General features: G+C 69.2%; 18 protein-coding genes. 13 read left to right on the top strand and 5 right to left on the bottom strand.

From position 1 onward, the window contains the following. The first annotated feature begins 66 nt into the window (after positions 1-66). From BKA02_RS09930 to BKA02_RS09890, 9 genes are all read left to right on the top strand, one after another. Positions 67-846, top strand: a complete 780-nt coding sequence (locus tag BKA02_RS09930) for an alpha/beta fold hydrolase (RefSeq protein WP_179433637.1) — start codon at positions 67-69, stop codon at positions 844-846. Continuing rightward, positions 846-1,742 (top strand): LysR family transcriptional regulator, encoded by an 897-nt coding sequence (locus BKA02_RS09925; protein ID WP_179433635.1) that lies wholly within the window; start codon positions 846-848, stop codon positions 1,740-1,742. Before BKA02_RS09930 ends, BKA02_RS09925 begins: the two co-directional genes overlap by 1 nt. Then, entirely contained in the window at positions 1,742-2,557 is an 816-nt protein-coding gene (locus tag BKA02_RS09920; protein WP_179433633.1) for an SDR family NAD(P)-dependent oxidoreductase, read from the top strand. The genes BKA02_RS09925 and BKA02_RS09920 overlap by 1 nt, the downstream gene beginning before the upstream one ends. A 247-nt stretch (positions 2,558-2,804) precedes the next feature. Continuing rightward, on the top strand, positions 2,805-3,806 hold the full coding sequence (locus BKA02_RS09915; protein WP_179433631.1) for an ABC transporter substrate-binding protein: 1,002 nt from the start codon (positions 2,805-2,807) through the stop codon (positions 3,804-3,806). 40 nt (positions 3,807-3,846) lie between these two features. Further along, positions 3,847-4,659, top strand: a complete 813-nt coding sequence (locus BKA02_RS09910; RefSeq protein WP_179433629.1) for an ABC transporter permease — start codon at positions 3,847-3,849, stop codon at positions 4,657-4,659. After that, complete coding sequence (locus tag BKA02_RS09905) at positions 4,656-5,525, top strand: ABC transporter permease (protein ID WP_179433627.1); 870 nt, start codon at positions 4,656-4,658, stop codon at positions 5,523-5,525. The genes BKA02_RS09910 and BKA02_RS09905 overlap by 4 nt, the downstream gene beginning before the upstream one ends. 23 nt (positions 5,526-5,548) lie before the next feature. Continuing rightward, complete coding sequence (locus BKA02_RS09900) at positions 5,549-6,385, top strand: ABC transporter ATP-binding protein (protein WP_179433625.1); 837 nt, start codon at positions 5,549-5,551, stop codon at positions 6,383-6,385. After that, positions 6,382-8,025 (top strand): thiamine pyrophosphate-binding protein, encoded by a 1,644-nt coding sequence (locus tag BKA02_RS09895; protein ID WP_179433623.1) that lies wholly within the window; start codon positions 6,382-6,384, stop codon positions 8,023-8,025. The genes BKA02_RS09900 and BKA02_RS09895 overlap by 4 nt, the downstream gene beginning before the upstream one ends. Further along, positions 8,025-9,056 carry an NADPH:quinone reductase gene (locus BKA02_RS09890; protein ID WP_179433621.1) on the top strand — a complete coding sequence of 344 codons (1,032 nt, stop codon included), beginning with the start codon at positions 8,025-8,027 and terminating at the stop codon, positions 9,054-9,056. Before BKA02_RS09895 ends, BKA02_RS09890 begins: the two co-directional genes overlap by 1 nt. On the opposite strand, the gene BKA02_RS09885 is transcribed toward BKA02_RS09890, so the two are convergent. Both BKA02_RS09885 and BKA02_RS09880 read right to left on the bottom strand, forming a co-directional pair. Further along, positions 9,046-10,047 (bottom strand): alcohol dehydrogenase catalytic domain-containing protein, encoded by a 1,002-nt coding sequence (locus BKA02_RS09885; protein WP_179433619.1) that lies wholly within the window; start codon positions 10,045-10,047, stop codon positions 9,046-9,048. The genes BKA02_RS09890 and BKA02_RS09885 overlap by 11 nt on opposite strands. A gap of 6 nt (positions 10,048-10,053) precedes the next feature. Next, complete coding sequence (locus BKA02_RS09880; RefSeq protein WP_179433617.1) at positions 10,054-10,602, bottom strand: flavin reductase family protein; 549 nt, start codon at positions 10,600-10,602, stop codon at positions 10,054-10,056. Between the two features lie 312 nt (positions 10,603-10,914). On the opposite strand from BKA02_RS09880, the gene BKA02_RS09875 reads away from it, so the two are divergent. Genes BKA02_RS09875 through BKA02_RS09865 form a run of 3 tightly spaced genes read left to right on the top strand, consistent with a single transcriptional unit; the run spans position 10,915 to position 13,774 of the window. After that, positions 10,915-12,105, top strand: coding sequence for an acyl-CoA dehydrogenase family protein (locus tag BKA02_RS09875; protein ID WP_179433615.1), 1,191 nt, complete (start codon positions 10,915-10,917; stop codon positions 12,103-12,105). A gap of 57 nt (positions 12,106-12,162) precedes the next feature. Next, positions 12,163-13,230: a cupin domain-containing protein gene (locus BKA02_RS09870; protein ID WP_179435376.1), complete on the top strand. Its 1,068-nt coding sequence runs from the start codon at positions 12,163-12,165 to the stop codon at positions 13,228-13,230. 4 nt (positions 13,231-13,234) lie between these two features. Next, entirely contained in the window at positions 13,235-13,774 is a 540-nt protein-coding gene (locus tag BKA02_RS09865) for a maleylpyruvate isomerase N-terminal domain-containing protein (protein ID WP_179433613.1), read from the top strand. Here the strand turns inward: BKA02_RS09865 and BKA02_RS09860 are convergent. Next, on the bottom strand, positions 13,764-15,062 hold the full coding sequence (locus BKA02_RS09860) for a class I SAM-dependent RNA methyltransferase (RefSeq protein ID WP_179433611.1): 1,299 nt from the start codon (positions 15,060-15,062) through the stop codon (positions 13,764-13,766). The two genes, BKA02_RS09865 and BKA02_RS09860, sit on opposite strands and share 11 nt — an antisense overlap. A gap of 203 nt (positions 15,063-15,265) precedes the next feature. Here BKA02_RS09860 and BKA02_RS09855 point away from each other — a divergent pair, with 203 nt between their 5' ends. Next, positions 15,266-16,018 carry an IclR family transcriptional regulator gene (locus tag BKA02_RS09855; RefSeq protein ID WP_179433609.1) on the top strand — a complete coding sequence of 251 codons (753 nt, stop codon included), beginning with the start codon at positions 15,266-15,268 and terminating at the stop codon, positions 16,016-16,018. Positions 16,019-16,033: 15 nt separating this feature from the next. On the opposite strand, the gene BKA02_RS09850 is transcribed toward BKA02_RS09855, so the two are convergent. Together BKA02_RS09850 and BKA02_RS14240 are read right to left on the bottom strand one after the other, a co-directional pair. Beyond that, positions 16,034-16,966, bottom strand: a complete 933-nt coding sequence (locus tag BKA02_RS09850) for an MBL fold metallo-hydrolase (RefSeq protein WP_218844518.1) — start codon at positions 16,964-16,966, stop codon at positions 16,034-16,036. A gap of 1 nt (position 16,967) precedes the next feature. Next, complete coding sequence (locus BKA02_RS14240; RefSeq protein WP_218844517.1) at positions 16,968-18,431, bottom strand: aldehyde dehydrogenase family protein; 1,464 nt, start codon at positions 18,429-18,431, stop codon at positions 16,968-16,970. Between the last annotated feature and the right edge of the window lie 43 nt (positions 18,432-18,474).

Below are 18,474 nucleotides of genomic sequence, written 5' to 3'. Positions count from 1 at the left end.
GCCAGGGGGTCGCGGGGATTGCAATGGCATTACGCTGAGCGGAGGACGCACGAGTGGAGAGCGCCGATGACGGTGAGCGGATCCGGGGAGCGCGACGTGGAGACGCACCGGCACGAGACCTCGATGGGCGCGCTCCTGTGCCTCGAAGCCGGCTCAGGCCCGCCTCTGCTCTACCTGCACGGCGTGGGCGACTCCGGGGCGATGATCCCCGCGATCGCACGGCTCGCCGCGCGGCGACGGCTCATCCGCCCCGACCACCCCGGCTTCCTGCGCAGCGCGGATGCGGGCTTCGACGGCGTGGCGGACTTCGCTCTGGGCTACGCCCGCCTGCTCGACGAGGAGAAGCTCGACCGCGTCGACCTCGTCGGCTGCTCGCTGGGCGGATGGATCGCCGCGGAGACCGCGCTGCTGCGCCCCGAGCGGATCCGCACCCTCACGCTGATCGATCCCGCAGGTCTCGTGGGCGACGAGCCGCCCCCCGACACGTTCGCACTGAGTCCGGCGCAGACGGTGCCGCTCACCTTCGCGACCCGGGCCTTCCGCCAGGGACCGCCGCCTTCGGCAGAGACCGCGGCGCTTCTCGCGCGGAGCCGCGCGACCGCGCGCCGCGTGGCCGGCGACCCGTACATGCACGATCCCGGCCTCGCCGGGCGCCTGGCCGCCCTGCGCATGCTCGTGCACCTGATCTGGGGAAGACAAGACGGGATCATCCCCGCATCCACGTCGCGCGCCTGGACCGACGCCCTCCCGCACACGCGCCTCACCGTCATCGACGACGCGGGCCATCTTCCGCACGTGGAGCAGCCCGAGGCGTTCCGCGCCGCCACCGGACATCTGGAGAACTGATGGAGCTGCGACACCTGCGCTATTTCGTGGCCGTCGCGGAGGAACTGCACTTCCGCAAGGCGGCCGAGAAGCTGCACATCGTGCAGCCCGCCCTGAGCAAGCAGATCAGCTCGCTCGAGGCCGAGCTCGGCCTGCGCCTGCTCGACCGGGATCGCCGGCACGTGACGCTCACCGAGGCGGGTCGCACCTTCCTCGACGAGGCGATCGCCGTGCTCGCCCTGGCCGACGGCGCCAAGGCCCGGGCCATCGCCGTCAGCGAAGGCAGGGTCGGACATCTGAACATGGGCTTCATCCAGCCGGCGCTCGCCGGCGTCGTCCCGCGCGCGCTGCGGCGCTATCGCGAGGCCTACCCGCAGGTGCGCATCCGTCTGGCAGAACTGACCAGCCGCCGCGCGCTCGAACAGGTCGCCAGCGGGGACGTGCACTGCGCGTTCACCCGGCTCCCCATCGAGCCGACCCCGGGAATCCTGCACGAGCCGGTCTCGACCCAAGAGGTCGTCATCGCCGTACCGGAGGGGCACCGCCTCGCCGAGCGCGATGCGGTGAACCTGGCCGAGCTCGCCGACGAGGATCTCATCCTCATCGACCGGCGGGTCGAGCCGCAATTGCACGACTACTACGTCGCGCAGTGCAACGAGGCGGGCTTCAGCCCGCGGGTCGCCCAGGAGGTCAACTCCACCTGGGTCTCGACGGGCCTGGTCGCCTCCGGACTCGGCGTCGGGTTCGTGCCCGCTTCGGCGCGCATCGCCCCGCAGAAAGGCGTCGCGTTCGTGCCGATCGAGGGCAGCCCCGCCCAGCTCACCATGGGGCTCATCTGGGCCGAGGGCGCCCAGCCAAGCGTGCTGCGCAACTTCCTGGCCATGCGGCCATGGCAGAAGGAGAAGGGAGAGCCCTGATGACGGGGACCCACGAGAACCCATCCGCGCCCGAGCGCCTCTTCGACGTCCGAGGGCGAGGAGCGCTGGTCACCGGTGCCGCCTCCGGGCTGGGTCAGGCGTTCGCACGCGTACTCGCGCGCAACGGCGCCCGCGTGACGCTCGCCGACGTCGCCGCCGAGTCCCTGGCCGCGGCTGTGGACGAGCTGGCCGACGAAGGATGCGAAGTGCGCGGCGCCGTGGTCGACATCCGAGACCGCGCGTCGGTCGAACGCGCCCTCGACGCGGCGTCGTCGTGGGGGGACGGGCTGGACATCGTCTTCGCCAACGCCGGCATCTCGGCCGGGCGCGGACACCACTTCGGCGACGGCGTACTGGCGCGGATCGACGACGAGCGCTGGGCACAGGTGCTCGAAACGAATCTCACGGGCACCATGCACACCGTCCGGGGCGCCGCCGCGAGGATGAACGACGGCGGGCGGATCGTGGTGACCTCGTCGGTGGCCGGTCACCGCGCCGACCCGCTCGTCGGCTACGCGTACTCGGCGACCAAGGCGGCCGTATCGCACCTCGTGCGCAACGCCGCTGCCGAGCTCGCCCCGCGCGGCATCCGGGTCAACGCCATCGCACCCGGATCTTTCCTGACCGGGATCGGCCGCGGCAACGCCGGAAACGGCGAGATGCTCGAGGCGCTGACCAGGGCGACCGCCCTGGACCGCCTGGCCGAACCGGAGGAGATCGAGGGCCTCGCCCTGCTGCTCGCCTCGCCCGCGTCATCCCACATCACGGGCGCCGTCTTCGTGATCGACGGGGGCGTGATGATCCACACGACATGAGAGCATCAACGGTTATCACGTGAGAGCTTTCCGGCCATTGCGGACTATCAGAGCCGCCCTACGCTGAAGAGGACCCGGAGGACGAGGAAGCCCCCGGATCCACCCCACTGGACCGGAACACAGCACCGCGATCCATCCCCGACGAGCACCGGGACGACCCCAGTCGACCCGATCCGTCGGCGGTGCCCGCCCAGAGACAAACCGAGAGTGCGAGGTCATCGCACTCGCCGTACCCGAAGGAAGATCGATGAAGAATTCCCTACGCAAGGCTCTGGCGGCCGGTGCCGCACTCGCCGCATCCGCGCTGTTCCTCACCGCCTGCTCCGGAGACTCCTCCGCGGGCGAGGAGAGCGGCGGCGACGGCGAACTCACCAAAGTCACCGTGGCGATCAACCCCTACAACGGCAACGCACCGATGCTCTACGGCATGCAGGAGGGCGTCTTCGCCGAGCACGGCCTCGAACTCGAGCTGGTGCCCCAGACCGATGTCGCCGCGATCATCTCCGGCGTCGCCAGCGGACAGTACGACTTCGGGTTCGCCACGGTCGTGCACGTGATCAACGCCAACCTCAACGGGATCCCGATCCGTGCCGTCGCCACTCCCGAAGGACAGCAGAAGGATCACGAAGAGCCCGAGGAGGGCAACGCCCTCGTCGCCGCGCCCGGGTCGGGCATCACCTCGGCCGGCCAGATCGAGGGCAAGGCGCTGGGCGTGGTCGGCCTGGCCTCGCTGAACACGTACTCGGCGCTCGACATGATCGCCAACGACGGCGGCGACCCCGACTCCGTTGAGCTCGTCCAGCTCCCCTTCGGCCAGATGACGGCGGCCCTCGCCTCCGGCGACCTCGCCGCGGCCGTGATCCAGGCGCCCTTCACGAGCGAGGCGCTGGGCGTGGGCGCCGAGATCATCGGCAAGCCCAACGTGGAGACGTTCCCGAACATGGCGGTGGGCCTGATCACCACCTCGCAGCAGTACATCGATGCGAACGAGGACATCGTCAAGGCGTTCAGCGATGCGAACATCGAATCGCAGGACCTCGCTCGCGAGAACATGGACGAGGCGCGCAAGACGCTCATCGACCATCTCGGACTCACCGAAGAGGCCGCCTCCATCGCGATCTGGGGCACCGCCGACCCGCACGTGAACGTCGAGGGCTTCGAGAAGGCCCAGGATCTGCTGATCAAGTACGGCGACCAGACGGAGGAGCTGGACCCCGCGGAGCTCGTCTGGCCGGGATCGTTGAAGTAGCGCAGAGCCCATCCGCACGAGTGCGACCACTGGAGACACCATGAACCCCGTCACACGCCGAGCATCGAACCTGCTCTGGCCGGTCCTCGCCGTCGTCATCGCCCTGGCGCTGTGGCAGGCGCTGACCGCGGGCGGCGTGTTCCGGCCCGACCAGTTCCCGACCATGTCCTCGACAATGGTCGCCTTCGCCGAGGAGTTCTCCTCGGCGAAGGGCTGGCTGGCGGTCTGGGCCACGCTGCAGGGCTGGTTCCTGGGCCTGGTGATCGCCTCCGTGGCCGCACTCGTGCTCGGCTCCGCCCTCGCCTTCAGCACCTTCGCGTTCCGCAGCGCATCGACCGTCATCGAGCTGTTCAAGGCCATCCCTGCGATCGCCATCCTGCCGCTGATCACCCTCGTGCTGGGATCCACGCTCGATATGAAGGTGTTCCTGGTGGCCTTCGGCGTGTTCTGGCCGCTGATCATCCAGGTGATCTACGGCGTGCGATCCATGGATCCCACGGTGCTCGACACCGCCAAGGCGCTGGGCGTGCGGGGCGTCCGCCGCTTCCTGGTCGTGACGGTCCCCAGCGCCGCCCCCTACATCGCCACCGGACTGCGCATCGCCTCCGCCTCGGCGCTGATCCTCGCGGTCGTCGCCGAGATCATCGCCGGCGCCGACGGCATAGGACGTCAGATCCTGCTCGCACAGAACGGCGGGATGACCACCTATCCCCGCATGTACGCCTACATCCTGATGTCCGGGATGCTCGGCCTCGCCCTCACCGGAGCGTTCTTCCTCATCGAGCGCAAGGCGATGCATTGGCACGAGTCGCAGCGGAACATCACATCGAACGAGGAAAGGCCGGCTCGATGAGCGACACGATCGTCCGGACCCGTCAACAGGTCCAGCCCGACACGCAGCAGATCCTCACGACCGGCGCCGCACGCCGGCGACCACGCCTGTCGTTCGGAGCCGTCGTCCGCGAAGTCGCCACCGCTCTATGGCTGCCGATCGTCCTGTTCCTCGTCTGGTGGTTCGCATCGGCCGCCTCCGTCTCTCCGTTCTTCCCGCCGCTGAGCCGCATCCTGGAGCAGTGGTGGAAGGAGTTCATCATCGGCGACGCGATGCATCACGTGTTCTCGAGCCTCGAGAACTTCGCGCTGGGCTATGCGCTCGGCGCGGTGATCGGCATCATCGGCGGCACTTTGCTGTGGCGCTATCGGTTCCTGCGCCAGGGCACGAACCCGATCATCTACTTCCTGTACGTGCTCCCCGCCCCCGCCCTGCTCCCCGCGATGATCGCGCTGTTCGGCATCGGGCAGACTCGCCAGGTCGCCCTCATCGCCTTCGGCGCCATCTGGCCGACGCTGCTGAACACGCTCGACGGGATGCGCGGGATCGACCAGGTGAAGTTCGACACCGCCAAGGCGATGCGCCTGAGCCCCGCGCGCACGCTGTTCACCGTGGTGTTCCGCGGCGCCTCGCCGCAGATCGCCGCGGGGCTCCGCGCCAGCCTGCAGGTCTCCCTGATCCTGATGGTCGTCACCGAGATGGTCGCGGCGAAGGAAGGCATCGGCTACTTCATCCTGCAGGCACAGATCGTCTTCTCCAGCCTGAACGTGTGGGCGGGCATCATCATGCTCGTCATCATCGGCACGATCCTCAACTACCTGTTCGTCTTCATCGAGCGCCGGGCGCTGTCGTGGTACTACCGCTCCCGCGCACTCGGCGCATCCTGACCCGATCCCTTCCGGAGGCACTCATGACCGACACGACCGTGCAGGCGACCGACCGCACCGAGGCACCCCGCCAGGGCGGAACGGTGCTGGACGTACGCGGGCTGCGCAAGATCTACAACGAGGGCAAGCCGACCGCCAAGATGGCCATCGACGACGTCACCTTCTCCGTCGACAAGGGGGAGTTCGTCTGCATCGTCGGCCCCTCCGGCGCCGGCAAGACGACGCTGCTGCGCTGCATCTCGGGCCTTGCCCAGCCCAGCGCCGGCGAGCTGAGCTTCGAGGGCAAGCCCCTCACGAGCGTGCCCGAGCAACTCGGCCTCGTCTTCCAGGACTACAGTCGATCGCTCTATCCGTGGTTCACCAACGCCAAGAACGTCGGGCTGCCGCTCGCGGCCCGCGGCGTTCCCAAAGCGGAGCGCACCGCCCGCATCAGCGAGGTCCTGGGCAGCGTCGGGCTCGCCCAGGTCGAGAAGCAGTACCCGTGGCAGCTCTCCGGGGGGATGCAGCAGCGCGTGGCGATCGCACGTGCGCTCTCCTATCGGCCCGACCTGCTCCTCATGGACGAGCCCTTCGCCTCCGTGGACGCGCAGACCCGGTTCGACCTGGAGGATCTCGTGCTGCGAGTGCGCAGTGAGCTGGGGATCACTGTCGTCCTGGTCACCCACGACATCGATGAGGCGATCTACCTGGCCGATCGCATCGTCGTGCTCAGCGGCTCGCCCAGCCGGGTCCGCGAGGTCGTCGAGGTGCCGTTCGGCGGCGATCGCGATCAGGTCGTCACGCGCTCCAGCGACGAGTTCCTGGAGCTTCGCCGTCATCTCCTCGACCTCGTGATGCCGCACGCGGCGAGCGAAGGATGACGGACATCGGCGCACGGTCGGTCGCCGCGCAGCTGGCCGATGTCGCGGTCGAGGAGGGCTGCCGAGACCTGTTCACGCTGATGGGCGCGGGAAACCTCTGGCTCGTCCATCACCTCGCGACCGACCACGGTGTCGCGATCCACCACCTGCGGCACGAGAACGGGGCCGTCGGCGCGGCGGACGGGCAGGCAAGGGCGACCGGCGGCATCGGCTGGTGCACGGTCACTCAGGGGCCTGGCTTCACCAATGCGATCACGGCGCTGCTCACCGCGTCGCGCGGACGCTCTCCCGTGCTGCTCCTCGTGAGCGATTCCTCCAATCTCGACCCGCAGCGCTTCCCGTTCGCGGGCGGCGTGCAGGCGCTGCGCCCGGAGAGCCTGCTCGAGCCGCTCGGCATCGCCTCCGTGCGTGCGGAGGGGACCGACGCGCCCCGCCAGCTGCGCGAGGTCGTGCACCGCATCCGCGCGGAGCGGCAGACGATCGCCTTCATCATGCCCGCGGGCCTGGACCGGCTCGACGGGGTCGCAGAACCGGCACGGGACACCGGCGAGACGCCGCCCGCCCCGGCGCGCACCACGTCCGCCGCAGAGTTCGAGGAGAGCGCGCGACTGCTCGCCGCCGCACGCTCGCCGCTGATCGTGGCAGGCCTGGGCGCCGTCGCCGCGGACGCCGGAGCGGCGGTCATCGCCCTCGCGGAGCGCCTCGGCGCCCCCGTGGCGACCTCGGTCCCGGCGTCGGGGCTCGTGGGCCAGCATCCGCTCGCGATCGGTCAGCTCGGAGGGTTCTCCGTCGCCGAGACCGAGCGGATCGCGGAGGAGTCCGATGCGATCATCGCGATCGGCGCCTCGCTCAACGCGTTCCAGACCCGCTCGGGAGCCTTCGTCGCGGGACGCGTCGTCGTCCGCATCGAGAACACACGCGGCGGCCCCGCGCCGTACGGTGACCCCGAGCGCGTGATCACGCACTCGGGAGGCATCGCCTCGGGAGTCGCAGCGCTGCGGGAGGCGCTGGATGCGGTCGGCGCCCCGACGCGCACGGTCGCGCCGGTGTCCCGTCCGAGCCTGGACGACGACCGATCCCGGCCAGGAGCCATCGACCCGCGCGCGCTCTCCCTCGCCCTCGACGACGTGCTCCCCACGCCCCGGCGCATCATCGTGGACAACGGCCACTTCGGCGCCTTCCCGATGATCCACCTCACCCACCGTGCCCCGCGCTCCCTGGTCTGGCTGCCCGATTTCGGGGCCGTCGGCAGTGCGCTGGCCGCTTCCTACGCGAGCGCCACCGTCGACCCGGACGTGCAGTCGGTGCTGTTCATCGGCGACTGCGGCCTGTACATGACCCTCGGCGATCTCGAGACGGCCGTGCGCGAGCGCACACCGCTGATCGTCGTGTGCATGAACGACGGTGCGGCCGGCTCCGAGCTCGTCCATATGGGCGACTGGGGCGTGCCGGGCGATCAGGCGATCTTCGGGTACGCGGATCTCGCCGCCCTCGCGCGCGGAATGGGGGCGCAGGGTGCTGCCATCCGCACGGTCGGCGACCTCGGTCCTGCTCTGCGGGGCTGGGACCGCTCGGGGCCGCTCGTACTGGACTGTCACATCGGGCGCGACGTGCGCTCGCCGATCTACGACCACGCCTGATGCGCGCCGTCGTCCACAGCGGCACAGGGCCCGCGGACATCCTGCACCTCGTCGACCGCGAGGAGCGCGAGCCAGGACCGGGCGAGGTCCGCGTGCGCGTGCGCGTCTCCGGGGTGAACCCGACCGACTGGAAGCGCCGGAACGGGGTCGTCGCCGCACCCGATCACGAACCGGAGCACGACGTCGTCCCGAACCAGGACGGCGCGGGCATCGTCGACGCCGTCGGCGAGGGCGTCGACGACCTGGCCGTCGGCGATCGTGTCTGGCTCATGATGAGCGCGTACGGGCGAGGTACCGGCACGGCGCAGGAGTCGACGGTCGTGCCGAGCACGCGTGCGATCCCGCTGCCCGACGCCGCGAGCTTCGATGTCGGCGCCTGCCTGGGCGTGCCGGCCGTGACGGCCCATCGCGCGCTCACCATGCACGAGCACGGCCCCCGCCGCCTGTTCCCCGGTGCACTGGCCGGCAGGAACGTGCTCGTCGCAGGAGGCGCCGGTGCGGTCGGGCATGCCGCGGTGCAACTGGCCCGATGGGCGGACGCGGACGTCGTGGTCGCGACCGCCTCGACGCCCGAGAAGCGTGCGCTGGCTCGGCGGGCAGGAGCCCACGCCGCAGTCGATCACGGCGACCCCGACGCCGCCGCTCGGATCCTGGACGCCGCACCGGCGGGGATCGACATCGTCGTCGAGGTGAGCCCCGCCCGCAACGCCGCACTGGACGCCGCGGTCCTCGCCGACCACGGCCTCGTCTCCGCGTACGGCGCCGAGGGCGGCAGGGAGCTGTCGCTCGACGTCGTGACGCACTTCACCAGGAACATCCGGTACCAGTTCGTCCTGCTGTACACGCTCAGCGACGGAGCGCTGCGCGCGGCCGCGGAGGACATCACCGCGGCGCTGGAGAGCGGAGCGCTCCCCGTCGGAGTCGATGCCGGGCTCCCCCTCACCCGCTTCCCCCTGGACCGGACACCGGACGCCCACCGGGCCGTCGAGGGCGGGACGACGGGCAAGGTGCTGATCGACGTCAGTCGGTGACGGCGATGAAGGTCCGGCCCGGCGAGGTGCGGCCCGCGGCCAGCTCCTCGAACGCCGCCGCGGCGCCCTCGAGCGGGATGACGGTGCTCCGCTCGGCGTCGTCGGCGCCGATGCCGGCGAGGATGGCGAGCGCCGCGGCGTAGTCTGCGGCGCCGAAGGTGTTGGCCCCCACCACGGTGAGCTCACGGCGGATGAGGTCGAACCAGGAGACGGCGGCCTCGTCCGCCGCCATGCCGACGGCGACGACCACTCCTCCCGGGGCGGTGACGGCGAGGGACGAGCGGCGGGTGGCCGGCGCGCCGACGACGTCGAAGACCGTATCGTATGCGCTCCCCTCCTCCGGCTCCGCGCGCACCTCGTCGGCGCCTCGCGCGCGCATCAGCGCATGCCGGCGCACGTCGGGATCCACGACGTGCAGCGCATGCACGCCCGCGCCCTCCGCGCGTCGTGCGAGCACCTGCACGATCCGCCCGCCGATGCCTCCGGCGCCGATCACCAGGCAGCGGCCGAGCGCGCGCCCGCCGCGAGCGGCCAGCTCGACGTCGTGCACCGCCTGCGCCAGCGGCTCCGCCGAGGCGCCCGCCGTCCAGTCCAGGTCATCGGGGAGGCGGTGCGCCTGGGCTCCGGGAACGCGGACGAGGTCGGCGAGGGCGCCGGGCCGGTGCACGCCGATGATCTCGATCCGATGGCAGGCGCTGTCCTGCCCGCGCGCGCACGCCGGGCACGATCCGCACCGGCAGACCGGGTCGACCGCCACGCGCGCCCCCGCCTCCAGCCCCGGAAAGCGGGACTCCACGACCACGCCGGCGAACTCATGCCCACGGATCGCACCGGGCTGCGCGATCCCCATCGTGCCCTTGTGGGCGCTGACGTCGGACCCGCAGATCCCGACGAGCGCCGGGGCGATGAGCACGTCGCCGTCGGCCGCTACGGGGGGCGGGACCTCATCCAGTCGCTGCCGACCGGGACCGTGCCAGACGAGCGCTCGCACGCGTGATCAGCCCACTCCGTGCTGGAGGCTGTCACCGGCCGAGATCGTGCTGCGGAAGAACACCAGCGGAGCGGCGTCCTGATCGTGCCGCACGGCAGTGACGCGTCCGATGACGAGCATGTGCGTCGCCTCCTCCTGCATCGTGGCGACGTCGCACTCGAGGGTGGAGACGGCGCCATCCAGGAGCGGGGCTCCGTTCTCGGCCACGTGCCAGCCGACCTGGCCGAGTTTGTCCGGGCTCTTCGAGGCGAAGATGCGAGCGACATCTGTCTGCCCCGCCGCGAGGATGTTCACGGCGAATCGACCGCTCGCGCGCACGTGCCGCAGCGTCTGAGTATTCCTCGCCAGGCATACGACGACCTGGGGCGGTTCCGTGCTCAAGGACGTGAAGGAGTTCACCGTGCTGCCGTGCGAGCCGCTCGCAGAGCTGGCCGTGACCACGGTGACCCCCGTCACGAAGCTTCCGCAGACCGCGCGGAACTCCCGCTGATCGATCTGGCGCTGATCGATCAGGCGCTGATCGATCTGGCGCATGCCCGTCTGGGGCCTCGTCATCGTGTCCATGGTGACCTCTCTCGTCGACGCATCCAGTCGTCGACGTCACCTTCAGATCTACGCCGGTTCTCGTTCTTTCTCCAATATCCGTTGGCTGTCTGTGATCACCCGGCGCGATCGGATCCGGTCATAACTTCCAGGTCTCAGAACGAGCTTTTGCCTATCAGCGAACGCTGGCCGCGGCGACGGAGCCGCGGATAGTCTCGCTCGACGAGCCCGCATCCATGGTTCGCCCGCGCGTCCGCAGAAGACGTGCCCGATCGATGGATGCGGTGGCGGCGATATGAGACTTCGACAGCATAGGAGCATGTCATGAGCGAGATGACCGACACGATCAGCAGCCCGAGCACGGCGCGATCTGCCGCGCAGGCTGCCGCGCAGGTGCTGGAGGCCGTCGAGGGACTGCACGACCTGGTCGACGAGCACGGCGCGCAGAACGACCGCGACGGCCGCATCGCCGAGCCGGTCGTGGAGGCGCTGTTCCAGGCAGGCGCGATGGGCACGGTCACGCCCCGCGAACTCGGCGGGGCCGAGGCGACGCCGCGCGAGGCGATGGACATCTACCGCACCCTCGCGTACGCCGATCCGTCGACCGGCTGGGTCACGATGGCGATCGCGATGGCGACCGGGCTCGCCGGAGCCTTCTTCGAGAAGGACGCCGCCGCCGAGCTGTTCGCCACGCCGCGCCTGGGTATCGCTGGCCAGGGCACGCGCCCTGGCAAGGCCGCTCCCGTCGAGGGTGGGTACCGGGTCTCCGGCGAATGGCAGTTCGCCTCGGGTATCAAGCACTCCACCCATCTGCACACCGCCGCGGTCGACACCGAGACGGGCCAGCCGCGGTTCTTCATCGTGCCGGTCGACGAGGTCGACTTCATCGAGAACTGGGACGTACTGGGCCTGCGCGGTACGGGGAGCATCGACTACTCGCTGACCGATGTCTTCGTGCGCGAGTCGTTCAGCTACCCGACGCTGAGCACCGAACCGGTGACCGGTGGATGGACCTTCCGCATCGGCATCGGCAACCTCGCCAGCATCAACCACGGGGCCTGGGGCCTCGGAGTGGCCCGGCGCCTGCTGGACGAGCTGTCCGCCTTCGTGCGCGACCGCGCCGGACGCCCCGGCAGCCTCGCCGACAGCACGAGCTTCCACGAGCAGTTCGCCGAGGCCGAGATGCAGCTGCGCTCCGCGCACGCGTTGCTCTACTCGACGTGGGAGGAGATCGAGGAGAAGCTCTCCGCGGGAGAGCCCATGGGCATCCGACTGGAGACCCTCAACCGCGCCGCCCTGTGCAACGTCACAGAGGTGATGGACCGCATCGCCGGATTCGTCTTCCGCAGCGGCGGAACAACCGCGCTGCGCAGCGGCACCCTCCAGAGGATCTACCGCGATGTGCACGGCGGGACCCAGCACATCTCCTCCTCGCCGATGATCCTGCAGTCGGCGGGACGCCAACTGGCGGGCCTCGCTGAAGGGCAGAAGTGGGTGCACTTCCAGCTCGTCTGACCGAGCCCGACGCCGAACCGAACGAGAGACGGAGCCCCTGTGGACGAGCGCAACGACATGGACCAGCCGCTGACCGATGAGCTGCGTGAGCTGTACCGCCGATTCGACGAGCATGCGCTGAGCCCGCTGTGGACGCAGCTCGCCGACGTCATGACGGATGTGCCGAAATCGCGGGCCGTGCCCTTCCTGTGGCGCTGGGCCGATCTCCTCCCTCTCGCCGAGCGCTCTGGCGAGCTGGTGCCGGTCGGGCGCGGCGGCGAGCGCCGGGCCATCGCCCTGGCCAACCCCGGTCTGGACGGACGCCCCTTCGCGACGCCGACGATCTGGGCGGCGATCCAGTACCTCGGCCCGCACGAGACGGCACCCGAGCACCGGCACAGCCAGAATGCGTTCCGCTTCGTCGTGGAGGGCGAAGGGGTCTGGACAGTGGTGAACGGCGACCCGGTAGCGATGCGACGCGGCGACTTCCTGCTCACGCCGGGATGGAACTTCCACGGCCACCACAACGAGACCGATCAGCCCATGGCCTGGATCGACGGTCTCGACGTGCCGCTGTCGGACTACATCGACGTCGGCTTCTTCGAGTTCGGCACCGAGCGCGTCACCGACTATTCGACGCCCGACATCTCCCGCGCCGAGCGTCTCTGGGCGCATCCAGGCCTCCGCCCGCTGTCGGGGCTGAACCGGCACGTGAACTCTCCGATCGCCGCCTACCGCTGGGAGTACACCGATCGGGCCGTCGCCGCTCAGCTCGAACTCGAGGCGGAGGGGCATCCTGCCACGGTCGAACAGGGCCATGCGGCCATCCGCTATTCGAACCCGACGAACGGCGGAGACGTCATGTCGACGCTGCGCGCGGAGTTCCACCGGCTCCGCGAGGGCACGCAGACCCCCAGCCGCCGTGAGGTCGGGTCCTCCGTGTGGCAGGTCTTCGACGGTCGGGGCGAGATCGTCGTGGCCGACAACGTCTGGAAGGTGGAGAAGGGCGACCTCGTGGTGGTCCCCTCGTGGGAGCCCTGGGAGCTGCGCGCAGAGACGCAGCTCGACCTGTTCCGCTTCAGCGACGCCCCGGTGATCGAGCGGCTCAACTTCGAGCGCACGTTCGTCGAGGGACGGGAACGCTGAACGCATGGTGCGTCGAGAGGACAGGACGCAGGATCCGCGGACACGAGAGGATCTCGCGCTCGCCCGGCTCGCCCAGGCCTACTTCAGCCGGGCGCTGAACGAGCTCGACGACGACGAGCTGTACGCGCCGTCGGCGCGCGACGGCTGGACCCGCGCGCACATCGTCGCGCACATCGGGTACCACGCCCGCGGAGTGGCGCGCCTGGTCGAATGGGCGGAGACGGGTGTGCGCCAGGAGATGTACGAGTCCTCGCAGGCGCACGAGCAGGAGGTGGAGTTCGGCGCCACGCTCTCCCCACGAGCCCTGCGGCACCTGTCCGATCACGCCTCGGTCCAGCTCGACGTCGCGTGGCGCGATCTGCCCGCCGAGCGATGGCACCAGCGCGTCGCCACCGAGAGCGAGCGCGATCTGCCGATCTCTGCGACGCCGATGCTGCGCGCCGCAGAGCTGTGGCGCGCCTCGCTCGATCTGGATCACGGCGCACGCATGCGGGACGCCCCCGAACGCGTCCGCGCCGTTCTCGGGGCACCCGTCACCGGGTGAGCAGGGCGACCGTCTCCATGTGGTGCGAGTACGGGAAGAGGTCGAAGGCGCGCAGAGCGCTCGGCTCCCAGCCCCGGGCGCGGAAGGTGCCGAGGTCGCGGGACAGCGCCACCGGATCGCAGGCGACGTAGGCGATCGCGGCGGGCTCCAGGGCGACGAGATCCTCGACCACGGCGCGGCCCGCACCCGCCCGCGGCGGATCGAGCACGACGGCGCCTCCGCGGAACATACGCGCCTCCTCCGCCGCGCTCAGGGCACCGAGATAACGGTCCACGCGCGCGGTGACGGCGTCGACCTGCTCGTCGCGGAGGTTCTCCCGGGCATGGCCGGTGGCGCGCGCATCCGACTCCACCGACGTGATGCGGCGAGCGCCCAGGCGGGCCAGTGTCGCGGAGAACAGGCCGACGCCGCCGTAGAGATCCAGGTGCGCGGCATCCGGATCGAGATGCGGGGCGAGCAGCTCGGCGACGGCGGCATCCAGGGTCTCGGCCGCGCGCGGATGCACCTGCCAGAAGCCGTCGGCATCGACGGCGAACTCACGCCCCGCCGCGCGCTCGTGCACGACCTCGCGTGCGGCGCGCGGTGGCCGTGGGGCGGTTCTGCTTCGGCGTCCCTTCCCCCGCGCTGTGCCGCGGGCAGGTCGCACGGGCTCGGGCCGCTCCAGGATGCGCACGCGGCCGTCGGCCGGCTCGACGAGGTCGACGCGGCCGGGGCGCAGACCCGTCAGGGATCGCGCCGCCTCCGCCACGGCGGGGCGGGCGAGCGGATGGTCCTCGACCGGGATCACGCGATGGCTGCGGGCGGCGAACGGACCGATGCGGCCCTCCCCGTCGACGTGCAGCGTCACCCGGGTGCGCCAGTGCAGATCGGGTCCCTCGTCGTCCGCGGGCACGGCCTCCACAGCGGGGGTGTCGATCCCGCCGCCGGCGAAGCGGTCCAGTGCCTCGGCGAGTACCTGCCCCTTGAGGATGCGCTGGTGGTCGATGTCGATATGGCCGAGGTCGGCGCCGCCGGGGCGCTCGGCCGGATCGCGGGAGAGGGCGGCCTCGGGCCAGATGTGCGGGCGGCGGTGTGCGGAGGCCTCGAGCACCTCCACCGTCTCGGCGCGCCAGAAGCGGCGGTCCGCAGCGCCCGCCCCTGTCGCCGCCTCGTCGAGCACCGCGCGCACGCGCTCGCCGGGGATCGCGTCCGAGACGAAGACGACCCGCCCCTCGTGGCGGGCGACGAACACGCCGCCGTGGGCGATCCCGGTGACGTCGAGCTCGATCATGCGATCCGTGGCGGTCATCGTTCCAGGATCCCACGGTGACCGCGTCTACGTCAGGAACGACGAGCCAGACCACCGCGCTACACCACTATGCGGGACTCCACTTCTCAATCGTTTCGCATGTTGATAGTGACATTGTGCATTATGATAAAGAGTGACCGTCCGGAGCGTGGGATCCGGATGACCGCAGAACGATCTACCCCACTCCCGAAGGGCGAGACACATTGCCTGTTGAACAGGGCACGAGCAAGCGCACGAACGGCAGCAGTTCGCGAAAAGTACTGAGAGTCCTCTTCGCCTTCAACGAGAACCGGAGCTCGGCGTCGGTCGAGGAACTCGCAGAGTTGACGGGCATTCCAATGCCGACTGCGTATCGTTATGTTGGCCTCCTCAAGGAGCTCCGACTTCTGGACGAGAGCTCACCAGGGCGATACGGACCCACGGCACAGGTCATCCCACTGGCTCGCGCAGCACAGCTAGGCAACCCCCTCGGACTGGTGGCTCTACCGGTGATGGAACAACTTGTCACGGAATTCAATGAGACAGTGATCGTCGTTCAGTTCACAGGGGAGTCGGCGGAGTGCATTCGATCCGTTGAGACCGATCTCCCAATGCGGTACACGTTCCAACCAGGTCGCACGATCCCGGTCGGAAAAGGTGCTTCTGGGAAGATGACGCTTGCCGCACTACCACCCGACCGTCGTGCGACGTGGCTGAATGACCTCGATGCCGGACCTTCCCTGCGCACGGAGATCGACGAGATCATCCAGGCGGGATTCGCCACGTCCAGCGGTGAGCTTCACCTGGGCGTATGGGCATGCAGCGTTCCGATCACTTCCGGCGTCCCGCGGCCCTCGGTGCTGTCCCTCTCCGGGCCTGCTGCGCGGATCGGCGATACGACCCGCGCAGAGGTCATCGCGGCACTGCGCAAATCGGCGGAGCAGATCCGCGAGGACTGGGCGCGATTCACGATCTGAACAAGCAATCGAGCGTCACTCCGTTGCCCGAGCAAGCTCGACGCGTCGACGCGCCGTATCGGTCGGTTGCCAGAGATATCCGCTCTTGTGGCGGACGATGTGCCCGAGGCCCGGAAACGGAAAATGGCAGCCCAGCACGGCGTAGTGATTCTCATCAACCAGCTCAAGGATGCGCATACGCTGCTCGATCGCCTGCGATCCGTCACCGTCCATGATGAATTGCCACTCCGGATGCTGCAGCAGGAGAATCTCATGATGACAGAGATCACCCCAGTTGATCAGCGTCTCTCCCCTGCTCTCGATGGCGTACACGAAATGACCCGGAGTATGCCCTGGCGTCGACATCGCGACGATCCCCGAGACGACCACTCCCCCGTCTTCGAGGAGATGCAGGCGCTCTGAGTAGGGCAAGAGATTCCGTCTGGCACCGCCGAAACGGTCCCGAGCCATCGCATCCGCCGCACCGGCGAACCGTTCTTCATCGGTGAAGAACTCGTGGTCCACGCGACTCATATGGATCGTCGCACGCGGGAAGAGAGGATCTCCTTCATCGTCCACGAGTCCCCAGGCGTGATCCGGGTGTCCGTGCGTGATCGCGATCGAAGTGATATCCGCCGGATCGACGCCGGCAGCGCGGAGATTGTGCAGCAGTCTGCCCGCATCGGGGCCGAATTTTCGCCGACCCCAGTCGGGCGAGGGTCCGACGCCGCTGTCGAACATGACCAGCTCGTCGCCCGTGTCGACCAGAAGGATGTTGATGTTCAGAAGCACCCGATCCGTCGGCAGGTAGAAATCTCTCAGCAACGCATCGATCGCCTCGGGTTCCGCTCCGGGAAACGTCGTGCGCGCCGGGCCGAGCTCGATGATTCCATCGCTGACGACCAGGCAGTTGAAATCACCGTGCCGAAACCGTACCCATTCCCGACCGTCGGTCTCTGTGCTGCTCACGTCAGTCCTCGCAGACGATGTGGACGTTCTTCGCCTGAGTGTAGGACAGCAGTTCGTCGATGTCCTCTTCGCGACCGACCCCGGAGTCCTTGTAGCCGCCGAACGCCGTGCCCTCGACGTGCCGGGAGACCTCATTCACCCACACGTACCCGGCCTCCACATCCCGAGCGAATCGCATGGCCGTCCGCAGGTCGGAAGTGAAGACGCTGGCTGTGAGGCCGTACTGCGAGTCATTGGCCTTGCGCAGAGCATCGTCGTAGTCGCGGAACGACGTCGCCGCCAACACCGGGCCGAAGATCTCCTCCTGCGCGAGACGCGCACCGGGATCGATATCGGCGAAGAGCGTCGGCCGCACGAACATCCCCCCTCCCGAGTCCTCGTCGCCGGACACCGTGCCCCCGGCGATCAGGCGCCCCTCCTGCTTGCCTATCTCGATGTACATCTTCACCTTCGCGAACTGGGGCTCGTTCACGATCGCGCCCGTGTCAGTTCCCTCATCCGCGGGGTCGCCTTGCTTCATCGCGTCCAGCGACGCACCAAGGCGGTTGACGAACTCCTCGTATACCTCCTCCTGGACGAGGAGGCGAGACGTCGAGCCGCAGGACTGTCCCTGCCAGGTGAAGTTCATTCCCCGCTGCGCCGCTGCGACCGCCTTGTCGATGTCCGCATCCCCGAAGACGACGAGCGGGTTCTTTCCACCGAGCTCCAGCGTGATGTTCTTGACGTTGGCCTCCGCCGCGGCACGTTGGATCGCACGTCCCGTCGTCGCCGAACCGATGAAAGCGAGCCGTCGCACGTCCGGATGACGCACGAGGCTGTCTCCCGTCGTGGCGCCGTATCCCGTGATGACGTTGAGTACGCCGTCAGGCAGGATCCCCCGCGAAAGCTCGCCGAGACGCAGTGCAGAGAGACTGGTGAACTCGCTCGGTTTCAACACCACCGCGTTTCCTGCCGCCAAGGGAGCCGCGATCTTCGCCGCCGCAAACATGAGCGGGTGGTTGAACGGGATGATCTTGCCAACGACGCCCCATGGCTGGCGGAGCGAGAAGTTCACACGATCCCAATCCGTGGGGACGGTGTGCCCCTTCGCTTCGAGGGACAGCCAGGCGAAGTAGCGCAGCTGCCGGGATGCTTTCTGCGCGTCCCGGCGCATCTCACGTACCGGCGTGCCGTTTTCAGCGACGTCGAGATGCATGAGCTCGTCCTGATGCTGATCGATGATGTCGGCGAAGGCATTGAGCGCCTGCTGCCTCCTCTGCGGGCTGAAACGACGCCATTCTTCGAACGCCGTGGCTGCGGCGTCCACGGCACTGTCGACATCGGCCTTCGTCGCGGCGGGGAACCTGCCGATCACCTTGCCGGTGGCCGGGTTGAGGGTGTCGATCGTCGCGCCGTCGGCGGCCAGCCGGTCCGTGCCCCCGATCGTCATCGCAGTGATGGCCGGCTGATTCTGAGTGCTGGACATGAGAGGAGAGCTCCTTGCGTTGCGAAATGGGTGTCTGGATGAT

Source organism: Microbacterium pseudoresistens (genome assembly GCF_013409745.1).
Classification (GTDB): Bacteria; Actinomycetota; Actinomycetes; order Actinomycetales; family Microbacteriaceae; genus Microbacterium; species Microbacterium pseudoresistens.
This window is presented reverse-complemented; position numbering and strand designations above follow the sequence as displayed.

What these genes read in the sequence shown, in the direction of transcription:
- BKA02_RS09890 (WP_179433621.1), top strand. Translation starts at nt 8,025, where the DNA reads ATGCGCGCCGTCGTCCACAGCGGCACAGGGCCCGCGGACATCCTGCAC.
- BKA02_RS09905 (WP_179433627.1), top strand. Translation starts at nt 4,656, where the DNA reads ATGAGCGACACGATCGTCCGGACCCGTCAACAGGTCCAGCCCGACACG.
- BKA02_RS14240 (WP_218844517.1), bottom strand. Translation starts at nt 18,431, where the DNA reads ATGTCCAGCACTCAGAATCAGCCGGCCATCACTGCGATGACGATCGGG.
- BKA02_RS09900 (WP_179433625.1), top strand. Translation starts at nt 5,549, where the DNA reads ATGACCGACACGACCGTGCAGGCGACCGACCGCACCGAGGCACCCCGC.
- BKA02_RS09910 (WP_179433629.1), top strand. Translation starts at nt 3,847, where the DNA reads ATGAACCCCGTCACACGCCGAGCATCGAACCTGCTCTGGCCGGTCCTC.
- BKA02_RS09920 (WP_179433633.1), top strand. Translation starts at nt 1,742, where the DNA reads ATGACGGGGACCCACGAGAACCCATCCGCGCCCGAGCGCCTCTTCGAC.
- BKA02_RS09925 (WP_179433635.1), top strand. Translation starts at nt 846, where the DNA reads ATGGAGCTGCGACACCTGCGCTATTTCGTGGCCGTCGCGGAGGAACTG.
- BKA02_RS09875 (WP_179433615.1), top strand. Translation starts at nt 10,915, where the DNA reads ATGAGCGAGATGACCGACACGATCAGCAGCCCGAGCACGGCGCGATCT.
- BKA02_RS09860 (WP_179433611.1), bottom strand. Translation starts at nt 15,062, where the DNA reads ATGACCGCCACGGATCGCATGATCGAGCTCGACGTCACCGGGATCGCC.
- BKA02_RS09895 (WP_179433623.1), top strand. Translation starts at nt 6,382, where the DNA reads ATGACGGACATCGGCGCACGGTCGGTCGCCGCGCAGCTGGCCGATGTC.
- BKA02_RS09915 (WP_179433631.1), top strand. Translation starts at nt 2,805, where the DNA reads ATGAAGAATTCCCTACGCAAGGCTCTGGCGGCCGGTGCCGCACTCGCC.
- BKA02_RS09880 (WP_179433617.1), bottom strand. Translation starts at nt 10,602, where the DNA reads ATGACGAGGCCCCAGACGGGCATGCGCCAGATCGATCAGCGCCTGATC.
- BKA02_RS09870 (WP_179435376.1), top strand. Translation starts at nt 12,163, where the DNA reads ATGGACCAGCCGCTGACCGATGAGCTGCGTGAGCTGTACCGCCGATTC.
- BKA02_RS09865 (WP_179433613.1), top strand. Translation starts at nt 13,235, where the DNA reads ATGGTGCGTCGAGAGGACAGGACGCAGGATCCGCGGACACGAGAGGAT.
- BKA02_RS09930 (WP_179433637.1), top strand. Translation starts at nt 67, where the DNA reads ATGACGGTGAGCGGATCCGGGGAGCGCGACGTGGAGACGCACCGGCAC.